This window comes from Nostoc sp. KVJ3, assembly GCF_026127265.1.
Taxonomy (GTDB): domain Bacteria; phylum Cyanobacteriota; class Cyanobacteriia; order Cyanobacteriales; family Nostocaceae; genus Nostoc.
Genome location: NZ_WWFG01000001.1, coordinates 1,837,501 through 1,859,339, shown reverse-complemented (window position 1 = coordinate 1,859,339; position 21,839 = coordinate 1,837,501). Strand labels below are relative to the sequence as shown.

Annotated in this window: 17 protein-coding genes and 2 riboswitches (1 of these 19 running past the window's edge); of the genes, 11 read left to right on the top strand and 6 right to left on the bottom strand. The window is 40.7% G+C overall.

Going from position 1 to position 21,839, the window contains the following annotated elements:
• Positions 1–336 precede the first annotated feature (336 nt).
• Entirely contained in the window at positions 337–663 is a 327-nt protein-coding gene (locus tag GTQ43_RS07440; protein WP_094328946.1) for a hypothetical protein, read from the bottom strand.
• A 258-nt stretch (positions 664–921) separates the two neighbouring features.
• On the opposite strand from GTQ43_RS07440, the gene GTQ43_RS07435 reads away from it, so the two are divergent.
• From GTQ43_RS07435 to rnc, 5 genes are all read left to right on the top strand, one after another.
• The gene (locus GTQ43_RS07435) at positions 922–1,797 is read left to right on the top strand and encodes a DNA adenine methylase (RefSeq protein WP_265272002.1); all 876 of its coding nucleotides are present in this window, start codon (positions 922–924) and stop codon (positions 1,795–1,797) included.
• A gap of 226 nt (positions 1,798–2,023) precedes the next feature.
• On the top strand, positions 2,024–3,676 hold the full coding sequence (locus GTQ43_RS07430) for an ABC transporter substrate-binding protein (RefSeq protein WP_265272000.1): 1,653 nt from the start codon (positions 2,024–2,026) through the stop codon (positions 3,674–3,676).
• Positions 3,677–3,927: 251 nt separating this feature from the next.
• A complete protein-coding gene (locus GTQ43_RS07425) occupies positions 3,928–4,953 on the top strand; it encodes an ABC transporter permease (RefSeq protein ID WP_265271998.1) in 1,026 nt (341 codons plus the stop codon).
• A gap of 828 nt (positions 4,954–5,781) precedes the next feature.
• Complete coding sequence (locus GTQ43_RS41710; RefSeq protein ID WP_414859092.1) at positions 5,782–6,018, top strand: HNH endonuclease; 237 nt, start codon at positions 5,782–5,784, stop codon at positions 6,016–6,018.
• A gap of 96 nt (positions 6,019–6,114) precedes the next feature.
• The gene (rnc, locus tag GTQ43_RS07420) at positions 6,115–6,801 is read left to right on the top strand and encodes a ribonuclease III (RefSeq protein WP_265271996.1); all 687 of its coding nucleotides are present in this window, start codon (positions 6,115–6,117) and stop codon (positions 6,799–6,801) included.
• A gap of 58 nt (positions 6,802–6,859) precedes the next feature.
• Here rnc and GTQ43_RS07415 read toward each other — a convergent pair whose 3' ends face one another.
• A complete protein-coding gene (locus GTQ43_RS07415) occupies positions 6,860–8,050 on the bottom strand; it encodes a sensor histidine kinase (protein ID WP_265271994.1) in 1,191 nt (396 codons plus the stop codon).
• Between the two features lie 412 nt (positions 8,051–8,462).
• A riboswitch (cyclic di-AMP (ydaO/yuaA leader) is annotated at positions 8,463–8,657 on the top strand.
• A gap of 97 nt (positions 8,658–8,754) precedes the next feature.
• Here GTQ43_RS07415 and ntrB point away from each other — a divergent pair.
• The 4 genes from ntrB (at position 8,755) to GTQ43_RS07395 (ending at position 13,163) form a co-directional block, all read left to right on the top strand.
• On the top strand, positions 8,755–9,606 hold the full coding sequence (ntrB, locus tag GTQ43_RS07410) for a nitrate ABC transporter permease (RefSeq protein ID WP_265271992.1): 852 nt from the start codon (positions 8,755–8,757) through the stop codon (positions 9,604–9,606).
• A gap of 145 nt (positions 9,607–9,751) precedes the next feature.
• Entirely contained in the window at positions 9,752–11,194 is a 1,443-nt protein-coding gene (locus GTQ43_RS07405; protein ID WP_265271990.1) for an ABC transporter substrate-binding protein, read from the top strand.
• A gap of 110 nt (positions 11,195–11,304) precedes the next feature.
• Positions 11,305–12,141, top strand: coding sequence for an ABC transporter ATP-binding protein (locus GTQ43_RS07400; RefSeq protein ID WP_265273693.1), 837 nt, complete (start codon positions 11,305–11,307; stop codon positions 12,139–12,141).
• A 38-nt stretch (positions 12,142–12,179) separates the two neighbouring features.
• A riboswitch (cyclic di-AMP (ydaO/yuaA leader) is annotated at positions 12,180–12,362 on the top strand.
• A 180-nt stretch (positions 12,363–12,542) separates the two neighbouring features.
• Positions 12,543–13,163, top strand: coding sequence for a universal stress protein (locus GTQ43_RS07395; protein ID WP_265273692.1), 621 nt, complete (start codon positions 12,543–12,545; stop codon positions 13,161–13,163).
• Between the two features lie 49 nt (positions 13,164–13,212).
• Here the strand turns inward: GTQ43_RS07395 and GTQ43_RS07390 are convergent, their stop codons facing one another.
• The 4 genes from GTQ43_RS07390 to GTQ43_RS07375 form a co-directional block, all read right to left on the bottom strand.
• Positions 13,213–14,838 (bottom strand): ATP-binding protein, encoded by a 1,626-nt coding sequence (locus GTQ43_RS07390; protein WP_265271988.1) that lies wholly within the window; start codon positions 14,836–14,838, stop codon positions 13,213–13,215.
• Between the two features lie 5 nt (positions 14,839–14,843).
• Positions 14,844–15,431 (bottom strand): sensor histidine kinase, encoded by a 588-nt coding sequence (locus tag GTQ43_RS07385; protein WP_265273691.1) that lies wholly within the window; start codon positions 15,429–15,431, stop codon positions 14,844–14,846.
• Positions 15,432–15,484: 53 nt separating this feature from the next.
• A protein-coding gene (locus GTQ43_RS07380; protein WP_265273690.1) for an IS5 family transposase occupies positions 15,485–16,997 on the bottom strand; the annotation gives its coding sequence in 2 pieces (ribosomal slippage) (positions 15,485–15,772 and positions 15,774–16,997; 1,512 coding nt in all).
• Between the two features lie 135 nt (positions 16,998–17,132).
• Positions 17,133–19,319: a PAS domain S-box protein gene (locus GTQ43_RS07375; protein WP_265271986.1), complete on the bottom strand. Its 2,187-nt coding sequence runs from the start codon at positions 19,317–19,319 to the stop codon at positions 17,133–17,135.
• A gap of 142 nt (positions 19,320–19,461) precedes the next feature.
• Between GTQ43_RS07375 and ldpA the strand changes: the two genes are divergently transcribed.
• Both ldpA and GTQ43_RS07365 read left to right on the top strand, forming a co-directional pair.
• Entirely contained in the window at positions 19,462–20,634 is a 1,173-nt protein-coding gene (ldpA, locus tag GTQ43_RS07370) for a circadian clock protein LdpA (protein ID WP_265271984.1), read from the top strand.
• A gap of 155 nt (positions 20,635–20,789) precedes the next feature.
• Positions 20,790–21,839: the 5' portion of a R3H domain-containing nucleic acid-binding protein gene (locus tag GTQ43_RS07365; protein ID WP_265271982.1), read on the top strand. 684 nt of this gene lie beyond the right edge of the window; 1,050 of the gene's 1,734 nt are visible here — the first part of the coding sequence; its start codon is at positions 20,790–20,792; its stop codon lies beyond the right edge, outside the window.

Below are 21,839 nucleotides of genomic sequence, written 5' to 3'. Positions count from 1 at the left end.
GCCACTCAGAAAACTCTCTCTTGTTTTTTGTTATTGCCAGAGCCAGAGTACTACCACAGTTAGTCTTATAAGTCAGACGGTGTGGGAGATGAGGCAATGCTTACTCGCTTCGGGAGGTTTACCTTGTAGGGTAGCCACCACCAAGCAAAAAATGAGAATGTTTTAAAAAGTGTAACTATTGATGGAATTGTTTGCAAGCGTGTAAATTGATGCGATCGCGTAGCATCTCTAAGTTTTTTCGCTACCAAGTCCCTATCAGGGATTAAATTTACTTATCTTTATCAGAGACAAAGAAGAAATAGCAGTTAAGTATTTCCCCTCTGCCCCATATCTATCTTACTGAACCACCAACTGGATATTTTGCAGTTGACACTTTGCCTCAGCTGTGTTTAAACGTTCAATTACTTGTTCGGCACTCATCAGACGTTTGAGTACTACTTGACCTATGGTAGTACTGGCTGTGTCTGGTATTGTAGGTTTCACTTCTACAGTTAAAATGGCTTCTTCAACTCGATAAAGCCATAGCAACTCGTTTTCTTCCACTAAACAAATATTCATTCGCTGAATATCTGGTTGTCGTCGCCATGCAGTTATTTGCCAAAGTCCATCAGATGCCCAGACTCTAGCAACTGTCCATCCCTCAGATAGAAAGAAATACTTCACGATCTTAGTCTCACTATTAAACTTTCATATCTGCTGTTTACGATATCGTATATTATTTGTTAAATATGTATAACTAATGATAATTTAAATTCAAGCTTATTTAAATTATTGTTACTCAAGTTCTAATAAAAGAAATACTTCTTTATTTTCATGTAGTTCAGTACAAAAAATAACAAAATCGTATATTTAATTATAAGTCCAATAGTTTTATTTTATTGTCAAGTTTACCAATAAATTTTATGAATAATTTAGATAACTATGAACAAGCGTATAAATTCACCATTTAGATATCCTGGCGGCAAATTTTATGCTCGCAATTTGATTCTTAATCATATTCCTTCTCACTCCTATTATGCTGAACCCTTTGCTGGAGGTGGGTCTATTTTTTTTGTAAAAGATAAAGTAAATATCAATTGGCTCAATGATATTGATGAATTATTAATAAATACCTTATTAATAATTCGAGATCAACCAGAAGAATTAATAAAATTTTTAGAAGGTGAATCCGCTACTAAAGAAAGACATACATATTACAAGAATGAATTTATCCCAAAAAATAAATTAGAACAAGCTGGTAGATGGTTTTACCTTAATAGAACCTCCTACTCTGGAATTATGAAGCATCGAAACTGTTATTGGGGATATGGTGACAAATACAGTATGCGTCCAGAGAATTGGCCTAGAAATATACGTCGAACTTCTGAGAAACTTCAAAACGTTCAAATTACTAATCTTGACTTTGAAAAAGTGATCGAATCTGTACCCGATGGATCTTTTTTATTTATCGATCCTCCTTATTTCAATGCGGATCAAGATAAATTTTATGCTCATTCATTTTCTAAAGACGATCATTTCAGGCTATGCCAAATATTAAACAGACATAAGGAGAGAATAAAATTTCTTATAACTTACGATAATAGCGACACAATTAGAAACCTATATGAATGGGCATTGGAAATACACGACAAAGAATGGAATTATACAATTAGTAGAACTGACGATCAAAAAAATGGCAAAAGTAAGCAAGATAACTTTAAAGGCGAACGATATAAGGGGAAAGAAATTTTTATATTAAATTACTATTCTCTTGACTCTAATTTTCAAACTTATGAACAGTTAATTTCAACACTTTGAATTATTCAATATTTAGAATAATGATATTTTTTCGCATTTTCTAATTATTTATATATATTTACAAACACCCAGCAGAGACTTAGATCCCCGACTTCTTGAAGAAGTCGGGGATCTTTTTGTTCAGCATCAAAAAATGGGTGAATTAGTAATTAATTGTAAAAATTTCTATAAAACTAGCGAATATATAGTAAGATCACTGACTTCTGATTACATAAAATTTAACTGTATGACCTGGTTTTCCTTGTCCGTGAAACGGTGGGGTCGGATTACACAATTCCTATCTTTGTTCTCTCTATGTTTATTTTTAGTTTTTAGCTGCACTCCTCGTCCACAGTCAACTACGCCACCATCGGGTTCTGTGAATAGCCCTACAGGTGATGGTCGTATTACTATAGGTACAACAGCAAAGCCGAGAACCCTCGATCCGGCTGATGCTTATGAGTTAGCATCGTTGGGCTTGGTGTTTAATATGAGCGATCGCCTTTACACCTACAACCCAGGAAGCACGGAAATTAAGCCCCAGCTAGCTACAGCATTACCTAAAGTTAGTCAAGATGCTTTAACTTATACCATCCCCTTACGTCAGGGAGTGGTTTTTCATGATGGGACTCCCTTCAACGCCCAAGCAATGGCGTTTACCATCAACCGCTTTATTCAAAATAAAGGAAAACCTTCATTTTTACTAGCTGATGTAGTAGATTCGGTAAAAACTACAAGCGAGTATGAGTTAACCATTAAGCTGAAAAAACCTTTTGCAGCCTTTCCCTCACTGCTGGCGTTTCCTGGAGTGTGTGCGGTTTCGCCAAAAGCTTACGAACTCGGTGCTGGTAAATTTAAGCCGAATATCTTTGTAGGAACTGGCCCTTACAAGTTAGCACAGTATGGTACTGATTCAATCAGATTTGATCCGTTTGATAAGTATTGGGGAGATAAACCAGCTAACAAGGGTGTTAACCTCCAAATTCAGACGAGTCCGGTTAATTTGTTTAATGCTTTCCGTACAGGCGCTGTAGATGTGGCTTATCTGTCGCTACAGCCAGATCAAAATCGTAGCTTGGAAGAAGGTGGTAAAAAAGGGGATTGGCAAGCGATCGCAGCTGAAGGTAGTGTAGTAAGTTATCTGGTATTGAACCGAAATCAAAAGCCCTTAGATAAATTAGAGGTTAGACAAGCGATCGCGTCAATCATTGACCGTCCACTTTTAAATGAGCGGGCTTTACTTGGTCAAGCCGATCCGCTTTATAGCATGATTCCCACGACATTGAATGTTTCTTTGCCATTATTCAAAGATGCCTATGGCGATGCTAACTTTGATAAAGCTAAAAAATTGTTAGCTACTGCTGGTTTCTCTAAAGAAAATCCGGCAAAAGTCCAAATTTGGTATCCTTCTAGTTCGCCTACTCGTAGTTTGGCAGCACAGACACTTAAATCTCTTGTTGATGCCAAGATGGATGGAATCTTGCAATTTGAAGTCACCCCTGCTGAAGGGCCAGCTTTCTTTAAAGACATCACCAAGGGATTATATCCAGCAGCTTTACTTGATTGGTATCCAGACTTTTTAGACCCAGATAATTACGTCCAGCCGTTTTTGTCTTGTGATAAAGGTTCAGTTGCTAAAGGATGTGAAGATGGAGGCAGTCAAAGCCAGGGTTCGTTCTACTATAGCGAAGGGATGAATAAACTGATCGATCAGCAACGCAAAGAACTAAATCCCGAAGCACGTCAGAAAATTTTTGCAGAAATTCAAAAGCAAGAAACTGCTGATGTACCTTACGTTCCCTTATGGCAAAGCAAAGACTATGTATTTGCCCAAAAAGGTGTGAACAGCGTACAACTTAACCCGACCCAAATTCTGGTTTACCAGACAATTAAAAAGTAGTTAAGAAGTCAAGTGGACAATAAATTTGTCTTTAACCTCTTACCTCTGTGTTCTCTGTGCCTCTGTGGTTAATTTAATTAGTTTTTAACCGCAGAGACGCAGAGAGCGCAGAGAGAATAAAGAAATTTTATAAGTCACTTTGAAAGGGTTATGATCAATATTTTTACTTTTGAATCTTGGCTTTTAAGTAAATATGTTTCGTATTCAGTCAATAGACAAGATGCTCTTAAAAATTGAATTTTGAATTGCTTATGTCTCGTTCTAAAGCTTTACAGTATTACATTGTTTCTCGGTTGCTTCTTGCGCCACTTCAGCTATTAACAATCATCACCATTGTATTTCTCTTACTAAGAGCAACACCAGGAGATCCCGCAGATGCAATTCTCGGTGGACGTGCGCCAGAAGCGGCTAAAGAAGAATTGCGAAAACAATTAGGTTTAAACTTTCCCCTATGGCTACAGTACCTCAATTATTTGGGAAGCATACTACGTTTTGATTTGGGAACCTCTTTAATGAGTCGCGGACAGAATGTTTGGGACATAATTGGGCAATATTTCCCGGCGACGGTGGAGTTAGCAGTATGTAGTATGGCGGTTGCACTCATCGTTGGAATTGCAGTTGGGACTCTTTCAGCCTCGCGTCCTGGGACATATTTTGATGTCGGTGGACGCTTGTTTGGGATTATCACCTACGCACTCCCCATGTTTTGGGCGGGAATGCTTTTGCAGTTGATTTTCTCAGTCCAACTCGGCTGGTTTCCCAATTCCAACCGCTTTCCGCCAAATCTTCCGGCTCCCACTCCTGTGACTGGTTTGTATACAATTGATAGTTTACTCGGTGGAAATCTCACCCAGTTTTTGGCATCTTTGCACCACCTTGCCCTACCAAGTCTCACTTTAGGAATTTTGCTGAGTGGGATTTTTGAGCGAATTGTCCGAGTGAATTTAAAACAAACCTTGCAAGCAGATTATGTAGAAGCCGCTAGAGCCAGAGGGATTGGTGAAAATAAGATTTTAGTCTCCCATGCCTTAAAGAATGCTCTAATTCCAGTAATTACAGTGTTGGGATTAACTTTTGCTTCTCTGTTAGGTGGGGCGATTTTGACAGAAGTAACATTTTCTTGGCCTGGGTTAGCTAATCGACTGTATCAAGCGATCGCAGATCGTGATTATCCCACAGTCCAGGGAGTGTTGGTCTTTTTTGGTGCGATCGTTGTGAGTGCGAGCATTTTGATTGATATCTTAAATGCTTATATAGATCCGCGAATTCGCTACTAGCAAAAAGTAGCGCTTTAACTTCGCTCATTCAACTCAATTAGGGAAAATCATAGTCTAGCCGCATATTGAGACTATCCATCTTCTGTCAATCTCCGAAAACATTTACCATTTATGAAATATAGGGCTTTTGTATAGCAAGCGATGTCTACGACGGGCTACGCCTACGCGCGATTATTTTCTAATAACAAATACAAGATCGATCTGGATTTGTTATTACGTTGCATTAATATAGTGAATCATGTTGATGCCATCAAGACTTTTCAGCAGGTGCTTCAAAAATAGTTAGCGATCTGCTTTTATTTTGGAATAATATAGTGGCTTTGAGAGAATACCATAGATGATTTTAAAGTTGATAGATTTCAGGCTATGTCTAACGACAAGCCTCTACGCTTTGACGAACCTTCATAAATAACTTATTGACAGCCAGGCATTATTTATACTAATCTCTATGTAAGACAGCAAAATCACCGCACTCTAAAGCGCAAGTTTTTGGTGTTGTCTCAGCAGCAGAATTCCTAGTTTCCTGCCAAGCTTCGCGTCATCCCTTCGGCTGAGTATTCAGTCCAATGTCAGGTCAACTGATTGACTAGACTTTCAACGGGAAGACAAGATATTTGGATGAATATTCAGTAGAAAGGGTGACGCGAAACTTGGTAGGAAGCCAGGAATTCTACGGCTGAGACTTGAACCAAACGAAAGCGTAGATAAAAAATTGTTTGTATGGGAAGATTAATTTTTGATTAATTTCCTCAGTAGAAATTTTTTATCTCTAGATGCCTAATATTTCAATGCTGTTCCAAACAATAAGAAAAATGGAACATAGACAAAATGAATCCCAAACAAAAACGTAATAAGAAGCAGCAACTCATTGATTTGTATGGTTCTTATTGTTGGTGGTGTCGTCAAAATATTTCACAAAAAAATCTGACATTTGATCACCTTTTACCTAAGAGTCGTGGCGGTTCTGATTCTTTTGAAAACTTACGACTTTCTTGCTTTCCATGTAACAATTCTCGTGGAAACAGTCTTTATCCACCTTCCCCGATCAAGAATAACTGTTTCTAGATAGCATCTTAATTTTATTAGGATCTTATCTTACAGGGTGGGCATCTTGCCCGCCTTTTGCATTCAATTAACTACCAAAAAAAGGAAAAAATAACAATGCACAAGCTTCTAATATTCCATAATGAAAAACTTCTCCGCCGTGCGCTTACTCACCGTTCTTATGTCCATGAAAACCCCGGAGAAGGCGAACACAATGAACGCCTAGAATTCCTCGGTGATGCTTTGCTAAATTTCTTAAGTGGCGAGTATCTATATAGTTGTCACGCAGAAATGGGAGAAGATGAATTAACACGGCGGCGTTCGGCGCTGGTAGATGAGAAGCAATTGGCAAAGTTCGCTGAGGAAGTAGGTTTAGACTTTAGAATGCGTTTAGGAAAAGGCGCAATTCTAGACGGAGGGTTCCAAAATCCTAATTTGCTCAGTAGTACCTTTGAAGCAGTCCTTGGTGCTTATTATTTGGATAATGATTCTAATATTGAAGCAGTTCGCGCAATTATAGAACCACTATTTGATTCTGTAGATCCTAAGAATATAGTTGTGTCTCGTTCTAATGTAGACTCAAAAAATCGCTTTCAAGAATGGGTGCAACGTAACGTTACTCCAAATCCTCCCAAATATTTCACGGAACAAATAGGAGGCCCTTCTCACGCGCCAGAATTCATCGCCAAAGTATTGGTAGATGAGAAAATTTACGGCGAAGGTAAGGGACGCAATAAGAAAGATGCAGAGAAAGCTGCTGCTGAAGATGCACTAGCTAAGTTGAAAAAACAGGGTTTGTTGTAAAAATGTTTTTTGATTTCACGCAGAGGTGTAGAGAATAATTTTATGTCTTGGCGCGAAATCAACTCTCTATTTCTAAAGGCAAAATTACAGTGAAGGTAGAACCAACTCCTACCTCAGATACTAAATTAATTGTACCTTGTAGTAGTTTCACCAACCGCGAAACGATCGCTAACCCCAATCCTGTACTATCAGGTAGATAAGGACGATCGCTAAAACTAACCCGAAAGTAGGGTTCAAATATCTGGGCTTGGTCTTCTGGTGCAATGCCAATTCCAGTATCGCAAACTGCGATCGCCCATCTCTGATTCTCCAGCACTTGGCACATTATAATAATAGTCCCCGACTCTGTATAGCGAATCGCATTACTAATAAGATTTGTAACAATTTGTTGGCATTGAAAAGGATCTGTGGTTAATTCTTGGGGAGCGCGATCGCAATCTACTACGATTTTTAAATTTTTCCCAGCCGCTAAAGGTTCCAACATTTCACAGACATTATTAATTAATTCACGCACATCAGTAGGTGCTAGTTGAAGTTTTATCTGTCCTGCGTCATACCGGGAAAGTTCTAATACATCGTTAATCAGGTGGAGTAATTGTCTACCATTACGTAGTACCCGCTCAATATGTTCTAAATTAGTATAGTTGTCTTTAATCTCAGTCTTGCGTCGTTGCTGGCGTAAAAACAGATCCGAGTAACCAATAATAGAAGTTAGAGGATGTTTCAACTCATGAGCTAATTGCGAAAGATATTCTTGATTGGCGCTAATTAAGCGTGTGAGTTCATCATTATGGAGTGTTAGTGATAACTGCAACTGCTGTAATTCTCGCAAGCGCTCCTCAACATAACTCTTGAAACACCGAGCGATCGCTTCGTCTATGATAGCGTCAATCAAACGCATAGAACGAATTATATCTACAGGCGTTCCCTCTAATAAATCTGCTTGTAGAGTATCAAATATTACTGTTCGCAGCAAATGATATTCCCTGGCTATTTCTGCCGGATCGTAACCTTGTTCCGCTCGAATCGCTCCATGCTCGAAACTGGCAGTAACTATCAACTGAATATCATTATCCTGAGATTTTGAAAGCACCGTTACCATCGCTCTCAAAACATTGGGAATATGGTTTTTTATTGCTGTATAGGATAGCTCATCAGCACTTTCAATCCGCTTATCTTTGCGAACTGTTATCACCCATTTATCTAGGATGGTGTCAGTTTTTTCAGCCAGTACTTGACTAAAATCCATTATCTTAAATTCAGCTATGAGATAGATGATTGAACTTCCATATCCAATTAGTTTAGCGAGTGCAGTGGTTTTTTACCAAGTTTAGCAATTTAGTTCACCTACTAAAAGGAATAGATTTTATTCTTCTAATTCTTTCTTCACTATCCGTATAGAAAAGTTTCTTAGTATAATCTCTTTAGTGTTAATAAATATTAATAAAGTTCATAACAATCTTGATGCTTGACTAGAGTATATTATTTAGCCTTGGATGCAGGGAATTGACCCACAACACGAGTAGAATATAAATTTTGTTTATTACCAAAAATCAACGAGATAAATTTAATCTCGGTATTAAAATGAACAACAGTTCTTACAAATAAAGATGGCTTTTACTGAGCATCAATGTTATACTATCCATAATTCAGTATCCATTAGAGTAAGTCAGCCTAATTCAGCGTGTCACAGTGCATAACGCTGGAGCGGAGGAACCAAATTGTGGGGCATATCTCGGAGAAAGTGAAGAGTTGAGAGTGAGTAATGTTTAACTCATAACTCATAACTTTCTTCAGAAGGGCATCTCTCAGCCCTAGCCCGTCAGCTAACTTCGTAGGCATTGGGAGGAGACTGAAGAGACGGAATTTTTAGAATTTTCCGATCTCATCGGTGTCCAAGGCTGGTACTGCTCGGGTTTTTTGTACCTGCACTTAAATCTGTTGAGGTCGTAAATGATATTTCAACTAAACTTGGCTACGATCGCAGCGATCGCAACACAAGCCGCGTGGAAAAAGACAAAACCTATCATCCTCAGAGATGTATTTATTTTACCAGTATTAGGCTTCTTGGGAATAATTGTGCTGTGGTGGATTATTGCACTTGCCAACCATGAATTGATGCCCACCCCACCAGAAGCTCTCATTGCTAATCTAGACTACATCTTAAATCCCTTCTATCAAAGAGGCCCAGGTAACTTGGGAATTGGTTGGTTATTGCTCGCAAGTCTGCGCCGGGTATTACTGGGTTTTTTGTTAGGTGCGGTAGTAGCAATTCCTTTGGGATTTCTCATTGGGATGTCCAGATCGGCAATGCTAGCCCTCAATCCCATCATTCAAATTTTTAAACCTGTATCGCCCTTAGCTTGGCTGCCCATCGCCTTAGCAATTTTTAATTTAGCAGATCCTTCAGCTATTTTTGTAATTTTCATTACCTCCCTATGGCCGACAATTATTAATACCGCATTAGGAGTTTCTAGCGTTCCCAAAGATTATTTAGATGTGGCACGGGTGCTAGAAATGCCCCGTTGGAGGCGGATTACCAAAATTATTTGGCCTGCAAGTTTGCCCTATATTTTTACAGGTTTACGAATTAGTTTAGGCATAGCTTGGCTAGTAATCGTCGCCGTGGAAATGCTCACAGGCGGTATTGGTATCGGCTTTTTTGTCTGGGATGAATGGAGCCGCTTAAACCTAAGTTCAGTCTTTTTAGCTGTGTTCATAATTGGCTTAACTGGGTTAATCCTAGATTACGCCGTCGGCAAAATCCAAGAATTAGTAACCCATCGCCCGAAAACTTCTAACTAATACATAACTTACATAAACCTACAGATGGTAGGGGCAATTCATGAATTGCCCCTACCTAGAAATAAGGGTTTCGGCTATTTTTTGCGTATGTAATCAGACTCTGCACTTGAAGCGTGAGCAATTGATCGCCAATGGAGCTACAAAAATGGGTGATATAAACTGGACTCGACGAGATTTTATTAAGGGAATAGGAGCCACCACAACCGGAATAGCCCTATCCTCCTGTGCAATTTCAGGAGATAGATCCGCCAAAGGATTAACTGAAGAAGCCTTAGCTGTACAACCAGTAATTAGATCCCAAGACCTAGAAAAACCCGATCTTACCATTGGTTACGTTCCCGTTAATGATTGTGCGCCATTTGCGATCGCCTGGAAAAAAGGCTTCTTCCGCAAATATGGTTTAAACGTCAAACTCAATCGCGAAGCCAGTTGGGCCACCTCCCGCGACGGTCTAATATTTGGTCGCCTAGACGCTTCACCCGTAGTATCTGGTGCCGTTACCAATGCCAGAATTGGAGCCGAAGGCGCACGCCACGCCCCCTTATGTGCAGCCATGACCATCCACCGCCACGGTAACGCCATGACTATGAACAAAGCCATGTGGGATTTTGGGCTGCGTCCGTGGTATGAATATCAAGAAAAATATGGCGATGGGGCTTTAGAAGCCTTTGGAAGGGATTTTCGAGGCTACTTTGACAAACAACCACCAGAAGGCAAAGTCTGGGCAGTGGTATTAAGTTCCGCCATTTACGAATACTTTGTCCGCTACTTATCCGCCGCCGCCGGAGTCGATCCTTTAAAAGAGTTTCGCGTCATCATCGTTCCGCCTCCCCAAATGGTGACAAACGTGCGGATTGGTGCAATGCAAGCTTACATGGTTGCAGAACCCTGGAATACACGAGCAATAACAGGTAATGAAAATATCGGTTTTACCTTTGCACAAGGCAAAGAAGTCTGGTTAGGACACCCAGATAGACTTTTGGGGGTGATGGAATCTTTCATCGATAAATATCCTAAAACCTATCGTTCTCTAGTCAAGGCGATGATTGAAGCTTGCCAATATTGCAGCAAAGTAGAAAATCGCCAAGAAGTTGCCGAACTGCTTACAGAACGTTCCTTTACAGGTGCTAGACCCAAAAAGAAAGATGCCCCAATTGCGAAATTTACAAGTCCCGGAATTCTCGGAAACTACAACTATGGCGGCTTTGATGGTAAAGACCGTACCATCAAAGCCTCTGACACCACGATTTTCTTCGATATTCCTGACAACCTTCCCAAACAGCCAGAAGAACACTCAACATTTTTATGGAGATCCAGAAGTCTGTGGTTAATGACACAAGCAGCCCGGTGGGGACAAATTCATAAATTCCCCAAGAATGCCGAGAAAATAGCTGAGAAAGGGTGGAGAACAGATTTATATCGGGAGATAGCAAATGAAATGGGCATCAAATGTCCCAAGGATGATTACAAGGTCGAACCACCAGAAGTATTTATAGATAAGAAAGGCTTCGACCCTAGCGATCCTGTGGGCTATTTGAATAGTTTTACCATTAGGGCTAATGCTCCCATTCGCACTTTTATGTCTTAAATTTCAATCTCAATTATCGACCCTGGCAATTTGAGATTTTCGATGCAATTCTCAGTCAATCCAAAATCCCAAATTGTTTGATGAGTAAATTTTTCGGGAGCATTTTGATGATGGAATATACCTCATTACCTCTTAATACCCAGACCGAAGTTCTGTCTCGTCCTGGATTTTTAGAAATTGAAAATTTAGTCAAGTCTTATCCGACACCTGATAAAGATAATTTTGTCGTTTTAGATGGGGTGAATCTTACGATTGGTGAAGATGAATATATTTCTGTAATTGGTCACTCCGGTTGTGGTAAATCAACCCTCTTAAAGATAGTAGCGGGTTTAGAAAAAGCCACTTCTGGCTCAGTCAGACTAGATGGAAAAGAAATTCGTCAGCCGGGAGCCGAAAGGATGATGGTATTTCAGAACTATTCACTGTTACCTTGGTTAACAGTCCGAGAAAATATCCGTTTAGCCGTAGATGAAGTGCTAAAAAATGCTAATCGAACTGAAAAAATCAGCATTGTAAATCAACACTTGGCAATGGTAAACTTGACGGCGGCGGCTGACAAATATCCCGATGAAATCTCTGGAGGTATGAAACAACGAGTAGGTATTGCCAGAGCCTTAGCAATTCGTCCGAAAATGTTACTGATGGATGAACCTTTTGGGGCACTAGATGCGCTAACTCGTGGCAAATTGCAGCGCCAGGTATTGGATATTTGGGAAAATAATCGTCAAGCAGTGATGATGATTACCCACGATGTAGATGAAGCAATTTATATGTCCGATCGCATCGTCTTGATGACCAATGGCCCATCTGCTAGTATAGGAGAGATTTTAGAAGTTCCTTTTGAGCATCCACGCGATCGCGCTGCTATGCGAAACTCAAAAGAGTATTTTGAACTCCGCAACCACGCGCTGAATTTCCTCGATCGATATTTTGCCCAAGATGAGTAAATTAGATTATCATTTTTTTTAGTGGGTAGCCTAATTCAAATTCATGAAAGCTGAATTTGGAACGGAGGAACCAATGTTTGGGGCTAATCTTACAGAGAGCGGCAATTTAAGAGTCAAAAGTGAAGAATAATTAATCTTTAACTCAGCACTCAGCATTCCTAAGAGAGAGACACCTTCCAGTCTTAGCCCGTCAGCTAACTCCGTAGGCAATGGAAGGAACCCCCAACAGTTTGGCTGTAATACAGTTATTATTGGGGTTTCCTTGACTGATTTAAGATTTTAAATTTTGGTTATCGTCACTCAATCTAAAATCCAAAATCTCAAAATCTAAAATTTGTCGCCCCTGCTTCTCATTGCTAATTCATTTCATTAGGAGAAGTAAAGCTGTGCAAATCAAGACAATGTTAGCACGTCTGCAAAGTGCCACAGGTCGGAATGACTTAATTGACCAAATGGTGCTGCTACCAGAACCAAAAAAACCCTTTTATAAAAACCCTCAACAAGCAAAAGCAGTTAACTTAATTGTTGCTTATGATGCATCTCCTAACAGTCATACAGCACTAGATATTGCTTTCTGGATTGCCCATCAAACACGTTTAGCTACTAATGCAGAAGTCACAGTTCAAGCTGTTTATGTGGTAGAAGAGAATCAAAGCAATCAATATCCAAATATCTTGAGCTTTCCCACACAACAGCCTTCATTAGAATGTCAAATCAGTGAAGTATCAAAGTCGATTGCCCAGGTATTAACTCAACCTAAATTGCAGACAGTGATAACTCCCCTCCAACAAGCAGATATAATTCTCTGGCAAGCCCGAAGTCTGGCTGAAGAATGGCAGGGTTCTTTCAAATCTCATTTGCGGTTTGGTTGCATTTCTACAGAACTTCACAAAGTTGTTGAATCCGAAGTCGCCGATATTCTGTTTCTAGGTTGCAACTCTGTTAATCATCCGATGATTGAAGCGTTAGGTTCTAATTTCCCCTGCGCTGTTTTGGGTATTCCTAGTTGTATTGAGGGATAATCTTTAATCAATGTTAAGCTAACAGCTGATTAATTCGTTGGATCGCTAATCACCTAGATATCCTAAACGGGAGTTTGACTGTGAATATTGTCCAACCCTGAGAACTGGTAACTTCAATTGTGCCTTGGAGATATTCTACTAACTTCTTCACTAATGCTAAACCTAATCCTGTGCCGCTATGTTGCCAGCGATCGCTCTGAGGAATTCGGTAAAATGGCTCAAAGATCCGGGATTGTTCATTTTTGGGGATTATCACCCCAGAATTACTAATTGTAATTTGAAAGTAGGGAACTTGAAAATCACCTAATATACCAGATTCAGCATTCTTATTTGTGAGACTTTTTGTGGTGTCGATTACCCGAACATCCACCACAATCTGTCCTTCGGATGGAGTATATTTGCAAGCATTGTTGAGTAGCTCTGAGACAATTTCGGTTAGGCTAGGCAAGTCTGAAACTAAAGGTGGTAAATTTGGAGGAATATTAACTTGCAAAGTCTGTTCCCTAGCTCTAGCCCGTTCCTCAAAATACTCGGCAACGTGAGGCAGCCAGTTTTGGAGGTGAATTGAAGTTAATTCCAACGGATAGACATCTGCATCAATCATTCGGATATACAGTAAATTGTCTACTAGATCAAGTTCTTGTTCGCACTGTTCACGCAGGATAGTTAAGTAGTGGGCAACAGATTCAAATGGAGAAAGTGGGTTTGAATTTAAGATGCCCTGTCGCTCAAGAAGATTTTCTAGGGTGGAGATTGTCATTTTGATGTTTGACAAGGGTGTTCGCATTTCATGAGAAGTAGTTGCGAGAAAATCCTCTTTTAACTTGTTTAGTCGTTTGAGTTCTGCCACTTGAATTTCGAGTTGTTGGGCACGTGCAGTTGCAAGATTGCGTTCTTCAGTTAGTCGTCGTTGTGTATCATCCCGAAACACCATTATGGCTCCTGTAATTGCACCACTATTATTTCTCAGGGGAGTAGCACTATCAGCTATTGGTATAGTTGTCTTGTCTTTAGCAACTAGTGAAATGTGACTATCTAGATAGATAGTAGTTTCTTGTTGGAGGGCTGCAATCATTGGATTTTGGGCAGGAAACTGAGTTTGTTCATTAACAAGCTTGAACACCTCCGTTAACATCCGTCCCTTGGCTTCATCCCATCGCCACCCTGTCAGAGCTTCAGCCACCTGATTGAGGTACTTGACGCGCAACTCAGGATCGACGACAACCACCCCATCACCCATTCCCCGCAGCACAGAACTCAAAAATTGCTCGCGCTCATAGCGATTGAGTGCTGTTTGAATAGCAACGTAAAGTTCTTGCTCTTTGATGGGTTTGAGAATATACCCAAAGGGGGATGTTAGTGTTGCCCGCTCTACAGTACTTTTATCAGAATGGCCTGTAACGTAGATAACAGGAATTTGCAAATTATTCCAGATTTGTTCTGCTGCTTGGATGCCGTCCATGTCACCGCGTAACCTGATATCCATTAAAATCAAGTTTGGGTGTAAGTCAGTCGCTTTTTCAATTGCCTCCTCTGCGGAATCGGTCATACCTAAAACAGTGTATCCCAGAGACTCTAAACTTTCTTGTAAGTTGATGGCAAGAATGTATTCATCCTCAACCACAAGGATTCTAGCTCTTTCATCTGTTTGATTATTTGATGGAATGGTAATCATGTTCTTTATACACGACTATTTGTAAAAGTAATTTTGAACTGTGTTCCCTGGTTAGAGACAATTTCAAGTTTTCCTCGTAGCTGTTTGACTAAACCCTGGACAAGTGTGATGCCAAGTGTCTTAGCTTTCTTGTTATCAAAATTTTCCGGTAAACCAATACCATTATCTCGAATAATGAGTGTCAAAGTAGACTCGAATTCTTGATAAAACTTAACCTCGATTTCTCCTGCACGATTACCCACAAAGGCGTATTTCAAAGCATTGGAAACCAGTTCATTGATAATCAAGCCACAAGGAATGGCGGTTTCGATGTCGAGGCTAGCATTATCAACTTGAATCTTGAGTTGGATTTTGCTAGAACTGACGTTATAAGAATCGAATAAATGAGTTGTTAAATCTGGGATGTATTGAGCGAAATCAATATTAGCGAGGTTTTCAGAGCGATACAGTTTTTCATGAACTAAGGCAATAGAGGCAATGCGGTTTTGACTATCGCGCAGAATTGCAGCTACCAGAGGATCTTGTGTACGTCTGCACTGCATTTGTAGCAAACTGCTAACAATTCCTAAATTGTTCTTTACCCGATGGTGAATTTCTTTAAGTAGGGCTTGCTGAAAAAGTCATAAAAAAGCAAGATCAGGATTGGTCAGTTATTCAAGCAAGCCCTAAATATAAGTTTTTGTTGTTTTTGATTGGCTAAACTATTATTTTCAATAATATTAGAGCGAAAAAAAGGTGTTGTTTTCAAAAATAGACATAAAAAAGCACTCTTAAAGCGTGACAGTTGAGTAGAAAGATTCATTACTAAAAAAGTAATAGCAATTGCAGTTTTAGAAGTATGAGACAGTTTCGCCATCACTCTACCCAGGCTAAATCTTCTTTTAGCTTGCCCAAACTTTCCCTCAATAGAATTACGAATTCTTTCATCATAAGACAGCTTGCTTCTTTTTTTCCTTACTTACATTGGCTGGAGGTCTGCCTAAAGGGTTTCCACTAATTCTAATACCTCGTTCTTTACACCAAGCTCGATTCTCTCGTGTCCGGTAAATTTTATCAACATGAACGGATTCTGGATAATAACCAGTGTAGTTTTTAAAGGATTCTACTTGTGCTTTTAAGTCTCCTGATTCATTAAAATTATCCCAACTAATATGGTCTAAAAATACATATCCATTGTAATAACTAGCCGACAATTTTGCCCCAAACTCCACGGCTTTCCCAGCTTTCCCTCGGACAATGGGACGGATATGTGGTTGAGTTAAACTGACGATACGATCATTAATACTCTGTTTTTTATTTTCATATAACCATAGTTGTTGACGATAGACTTCTCCGACTACAAGCAACATCTTATATTGTCTGTTTATTAAATTTTTTAGAGTTGCTCCTGAACTGATTAGCTGGTCAATATGAGATAAGTTTCTTTTAATATATTGAAGCTGTTTTCTTATAGCTTTTCTCCGGTCTTTTTGGGAAACGCGACGTTTTTTAGCTACTTCTAGATAATCTTTTCTTGCTACCTGTCGATATGTTCTAGGTTTTTTATCTAATTGACCCAGTACCTGTTCATAAAGAAAGTCTATAATTTTTTCTGTCTGCCTTCTGGCTTGATTTAGTAGCCCTAAATCTGTTGGATAGCTAATATCACCTGGCGCACAAGTGGCATCTAATATTAATTTCCCCAGATTTTTTAGACCACTTACTTCTTTTTCTGATTCTTCGGTTTTTTTTTCATTGTCAATCGAAGATGTTTTTTCAAGCATCTTCTTCACCATTTTTTGATTAACTTTGTTAACAAAATCAGCACTAATTCTTTCACGAAAATGTACTAACATTGATGCGTCAAAGGGAGTTTCATTACTATAAGATGATATCCCTATAAAATACTGTAGATAAGGGTTCTCTTTGATTTGCTCTACTGTTTCTCTGTCACTTATGCCTAGTTTCTCTTTTATTATTAATGCACCTAACGCCATCCGAAATGACTTTGCTGGTGCCCCCATCTCTGCGGAGAACCCGGAAGAATATTCCGACTCAAATTCTGTCCAGGGTATGAAATTCGCCATAATGACCCAACGATTATCTGATGATAACTTTCCCTCAAATGGAAGTTCAAAATTTTCTGGTGGAATTGGAGTTGATTCTTCTTTTCGGTACATGGTTACATCGGATACACGCTTGTCTCGTCTGACCACAGTCATGCAAGGATTTTGGGCTATTTTACCTTCAAATCTTGCACCGGAATATACTTCTTTGGTCTGATAATCTAGATACTGCAACCTTTTCTTTCTTTTTCAGCAAGCCCTAAGTAATACCTCTTTTTCTTTGAGAGAGGCTTTAATTTTTTCCTGCGCTTGCTTATGCTCAGTGATATCTTGTTGGACAGCTACAAGAACGCTTCCATACTCAGGATGTTGAAAAACAGAAGCGGTGGCGTTACACCAGAATGGAGTGCCATCTTTTTTGACATTATGAACTTCATAAGTAGCTTCACCATATTGCAAAACAGCAGTACTAATTGCCTGGTTCACTTCTTCGGGTGTAGTATGTTCCTTTCCATAGTTGACAATGGACACATGTTGACCGATTAATTCACCAGTTTCATAGCCAAACATTTGCTCAAATTTAGGATTGGCGTAGACAAACATCCCATCGGTAGCATCAACTAGGCAAATTCCCTCCGCCATGTTACGGGTAATTACTGCTTGTAGTTCTAACATCTGTTCAGCGCGTTTGCGATCGCTGATTTCAATTACCACAATGCCCATGCTAATCGGTTCATCGGCTTCAGACTGGATTGGAAAGTAGGAAACTAGCCAAGTCCTGATGACACCGGGCTGTTTTGGGGTTTCTCCACTGATTTCCAAATCTAGAATCGGTTCACCTGTTGTCAAAACTTGTCGAAACACCTGCTCCACCGTTGGGGCCAAATCTGGGATAATTTCCCACAGGGTCTTGCCAATATGCGCTGCTAGGGGAATACCATTCATTTCGGCTAATGCTTCATTAATGAATGAATAACGCAGTTCCCGATCCATAATGGTTATACCAACGGGTGCGTTATTGATGAAGGAATCCAATAACTTTTGCTTGTGAGCTAGTTCTCGCTCCAAAATTTTGCGTTCAGTGATATCTCGCCCTTCTGGAATTAACAAAACGACTTTACCGGTCTCATCTGGAAGCGGACGCAGTGAAAAATCGATTGTTGCTACTCGGTTATTTGCGCCTAGAACGTCAACTTCATAGCGGACAAACTCACCTTGAGATGCACGAGCGATCGCTTGTTTTAATTCTTCTTGAATTTGCGGTGAAATTGTCCACCAGTGCGCTTCCCAAAAAGGGCGATTGATGACATCTTCAAGCTGAAGTCCGCCAAAACTTAGCGCCGTCTGGTTCGCTTCCAGTAAAATACCAGATGGCGTTAGCAGTCCTGTGAATTGGAAAGTGTTATTAAAGATTGCCTGAAATCGGCGATCGCTTTCTTGCAATTTGATAGTGCGTTCTTGGACTTTGGCTTCTAATTCGCTGTTGAGGGTTTGCAGATTGTCGTAAAGTTGGGCTTGTTGAATAGCGATCGCTAGTTGTACGGTCAGTGAAGATAGCAATTCCACCTCAAATGTCTGCCATTCACGGGGAGCAGAACATTGATGCACAATAAATAGCCCCCAAAGTTCAACTGCTAAAGTCTTTATGTTTTGTACCAAAATGGGGACAACTAAATTCGCTTTTACCTGAAACTGTTCTAATAATTGAAGATGGCACTCACTTAAACCCGCTTCATAGATATTCGTAGTTGTCCAAATTTTTCCTTGGCGGTATTTTTCCCCCTGGCTTTCTTGAAAACAGGTATCTTCAATTTCCAGCCCCAAGCTTGTTGTCCATTCAGATAACACTGACTCTGATACAATACAACCCTGCGTCTGAGCAGTGAATTGATACACCAGTACCCGATCAGCGCCCAGTAACTGGCGGACTTCTTGAACACTAGTAGTAAGAATGTCTGGAAGCTGCAAAGATTTGCGAATATCCAGAGCGATCGCTCCTACTAGGCGTTGTTGTTCCTGCTGCTGTTCTAGTTGCTGCATTAGCTGCTTATGCTTAATCGCCCCATGAATCGTTCGGCAAAAATTTTCTTGGGTCAGTTTTCCCTTAACTAGATAATCATGGGCCCCACTCTTGATAGCTTGGACTGCGATCGTTTCGTCACCCTGTCCAGTCAGCATAATTACTGAAGTTTGGCTGCTGGAAATTTGCCTTTGTAGCTTAGTGAGAAATTCTAGTCCGTCTAAATCTGGTAATCGGTAGTCCAACAAAACTACGTCCGGTATTTTCCCAAGGCATACTTGTAGCGCCTTATTTCCCGACTCAAACTCATAAATATCATAAGTGTAGCGATCGTCCCGCTCTAAGAAGCGTCGATACAAAGCTCTATCTTCAGCAGAGTCTTCTACAAAACATACAGTTATTGCATTGACTGTCATGTATCTCAGCCTCCTAAAAAGCTGCGGGAGTATGTGGAGAAGAATTAATAACCAATAATACCCAATGCCCAAATTCAGGAAATCTGTACTTTTTCTTGATCGCAGACGACTATTTTTAGTCGCATAAACGCATAATAGAAGTGTGACTGATCTGTTCGTCCCCTTACAATCCCTCAAACAAGGTAACTGGTTCAAGCTGATCTGCGGAGCCAGCTTCCAGCATTTGCCGGCAGTCAGAAATTTAACCTTAGCCTATACTTTGGCGGGCGCTGACTGCATAGATGTTGCAGCTGATCCAGCAGTGATTACAGCAGCGCAATCAGGGCTACAAGCAGCTAAAACTCTAGCTAAGGATGCCCAAAAGCGAGGCTTTGACTACAAAGGCAACTTACCCTTTTTAATGGTCAGCCTGAATGATGGAGAAGACCCCCATTTTCGCAAAGCAGAATTTAATCCTACTGAATGTCCTAAAGATTGCCCTAGACCCTGTGAACGGATTTGTCCAGCACAAGCGATCGTGTTTGACAGTATCAAAGAAGACTTTTCGGGAGTAGTTTCTGAAAAGTGTTATGGCTGCGGTCGTTGCATCCCAATTTGTCCATACAGTATAATTTATACAGCTTCGTATGTGACAACCCCAGGAGCGATCGCGCCATTAATAATGTCAACAGGAGTAGATGCCGTAGAAATCCATACAAAAGTAGGGCGGTTGGCAGAATTTCAGCGATTGTGGCAAGCAATTTCACCGTGGGCTGATCGATTAAAGGTACTAGCTATCAGCTGTCCCGATGGCGAGGGGATGACTGACTACCTAAGTACAGTGTATGACCTGATTGCCCCACTCAAAAGTGCTTTAATTTGGCAAACCGACGGTCGTTCCATGAGCGGTGATATTGGCGATGGTACTACAATAGCCGCAGTGAAATTAGGGCAAAAAGTTTTGGCAGCAAAATTACCGGGATATGTGCAGTTAGCAGGCGGCACAAATAGCTATACCGTTGCTAAGTTAAAGGCAATGGGACTGCTCAAAGAGGCAGAGGAGCAGGGAGCGGGGGGCAGAGGAGAAGAATTTTTCCCCCTGCTCCCTGCTCCCTGCTCCCCTGCCTCCATTTCCGGGGTTGCCTACGGTAGCTACGCCCGTGTACTGCTGTCACCAATTCTCGAAAAGTTAGAGAATAAGGAGGTAAGTAACACCAATGTGAAGGCAACTATTCGCCTAGAAGAAGATGAAGTATTACTTTGGCAAGCTGTAGAACTTGCCCATTCTCTCGTTTCCCAAATTAAGTCACGGCAGAGAAGGGAAAGTGAGCATTAATTAAGCATAATTACTTAGTCATAAAAAGTCCTGTAATTCATGTTTAATTTATGTTTGTATAGTCAAGGTAGGAGGTTTGAGCATTGAATGAGCGCTTGAGAACAGTTAGAAGCTGAAAGTATCGATTTACTGTTGTTTCCGTCACCATAGAAAGCATGACGATTACAGACGATCTCCAAAAGTTATTAGATATTTTGCCCCAAGACCTGCAACAAGTACTAGAGAGTCATCCCAAACGAGATAGTTTAGTAGAAGTAGTCTTGGATTTGGGTCGTCGCCCAGAAGCTCGCTTTCCTAATCAAGCTGAGTATCTGAGCGAAATACCTGTTACTCAAGAACAGATAGATGATTGCATTCAACGAGTCGGAATTTTTGGCGGAGATAATCGGGCAGGAATTGAGCAAACTTTGCATCGGATCAGTGCCATCCGCAACCGTACTGGTAAGATTATTGGCTTGACCTGTCGCGTTGGTCGGGCGGTATTCGGAACCATTGGCATGATCCGCGATTTGGTAGAAACTGGTAAATCGATTCTCATGCTGGGTCGTCCAGGTGTGGGCAAAACTACCGCCTTACGGGAAATAGCCCGTGTTTTGGCGGATGATTTTCATAAGCGAGTGGTGATTATTGACACCTCCAACGAAATCGCTGGGGATGGTGATGTTGCCCACCCCGCCATTGGTCGCGCTCGGCGGATGCAAGTGGCTCATCCAGAACAACAGCATCAGGTGATGATTGAGGCAGTGGAAAATCACATGCCAGAAGTCATCGTCATTGATGAAATTGGCACGGAACTGGAAGCTTTAGCGGCTCGTACCATTGCGGAACGGGGCGTACAGTTGGTAGGTACTGCCCACGGGAATCAGATCGAAAATCTGATTAAAAACCCCACCTTGGCTGATTTAGTTGGGGGTATCCAAGCTGTGACGCTGGGAGACGACGAAGCCAGACGGCGAGGCTCTCAAAAAACTGTTTTGGAGCGGAAAGCCCCTCCTACCTTTGAAATTGCTGTGGAAATGTTGGAACGTCAACGTTGGACAGTACACGAAAGTGTTGCAGACACAGTAGATAATCTGCTGCGGGGTCGTCAGGCTACTCCACAAACGAGAACCGTTGACGATCAGGGCAAAATTGGGGTTACAAGGCAGTTAGCTGTTGTCAACGGTCGCGGTGGACAGCTAGGGACAGTGGAAGATTCTTTCCCA

Coding starts and splice junctions, on each gene's coding strand:
- GTQ43_RS07375 (WP_265271986.1), bottom strand. CDS start 19,319: ATGACAGTCAATGCAATAACTGTATGTTTTGTAGAAGACTCTGCTGAA.
- GTQ43_RS07425 (WP_265271998.1), top strand. CDS start 3,928: ATGTCTCGTTCTAAAGCTTTACAGTATTACATTGTTTCTCGGTTGCTT.
- GTQ43_RS41710 (WP_414859092.1), top strand. CDS start 5,782: ATGAATCCCAAACAAAAACGTAATAAGAAGCAGCAACTCATTGATTTG.
- GTQ43_RS07430 (WP_265272000.1), top strand. CDS start 2,024: ATGACCTGGTTTTCCTTGTCCGTGAAACGGTGGGGTCGGATTACACAA.
- ntrB (WP_265271992.1), top strand. CDS start 8,755: ATGATATTTCAACTAAACTTGGCTACGATCGCAGCGATCGCAACACAA.
- GTQ43_RS07435 (WP_265272002.1), top strand. CDS start 922: ATGAACAAGCGTATAAATTCACCATTTAGATATCCTGGCGGCAAATTT.
- GTQ43_RS07395 (WP_265273692.1), top strand. CDS start 12,543: ATGTTAGCACGTCTGCAAAGTGCCACAGGTCGGAATGACTTAATTGAC.
- GTQ43_RS07415 (WP_265271994.1), bottom strand. CDS start 8,050: ATGGATTTTAGTCAAGTACTGGCTGAAAAAACTGACACCATCCTAGAT.
- GTQ43_RS07400 (WP_265273693.1), top strand. CDS start 11,305: ATGGAATATACCTCATTACCTCTTAATACCCAGACCGAAGTTCTGTCT.
- GTQ43_RS07390 (WP_265271988.1), bottom strand. CDS start 14,838: ATGATTACCATTCCATCAAATAATCAAACAGATGAAAGAGCTAGAATC.
- rnc (WP_265271996.1), top strand. CDS start 6,115: ATGCACAAGCTTCTAATATTCCATAATGAAAAACTTCTCCGCCGTGCG.
- GTQ43_RS07405 (WP_265271990.1), top strand. CDS start 9,752: ATGGGTGATATAAACTGGACTCGACGAGATTTTATTAAGGGAATAGGA.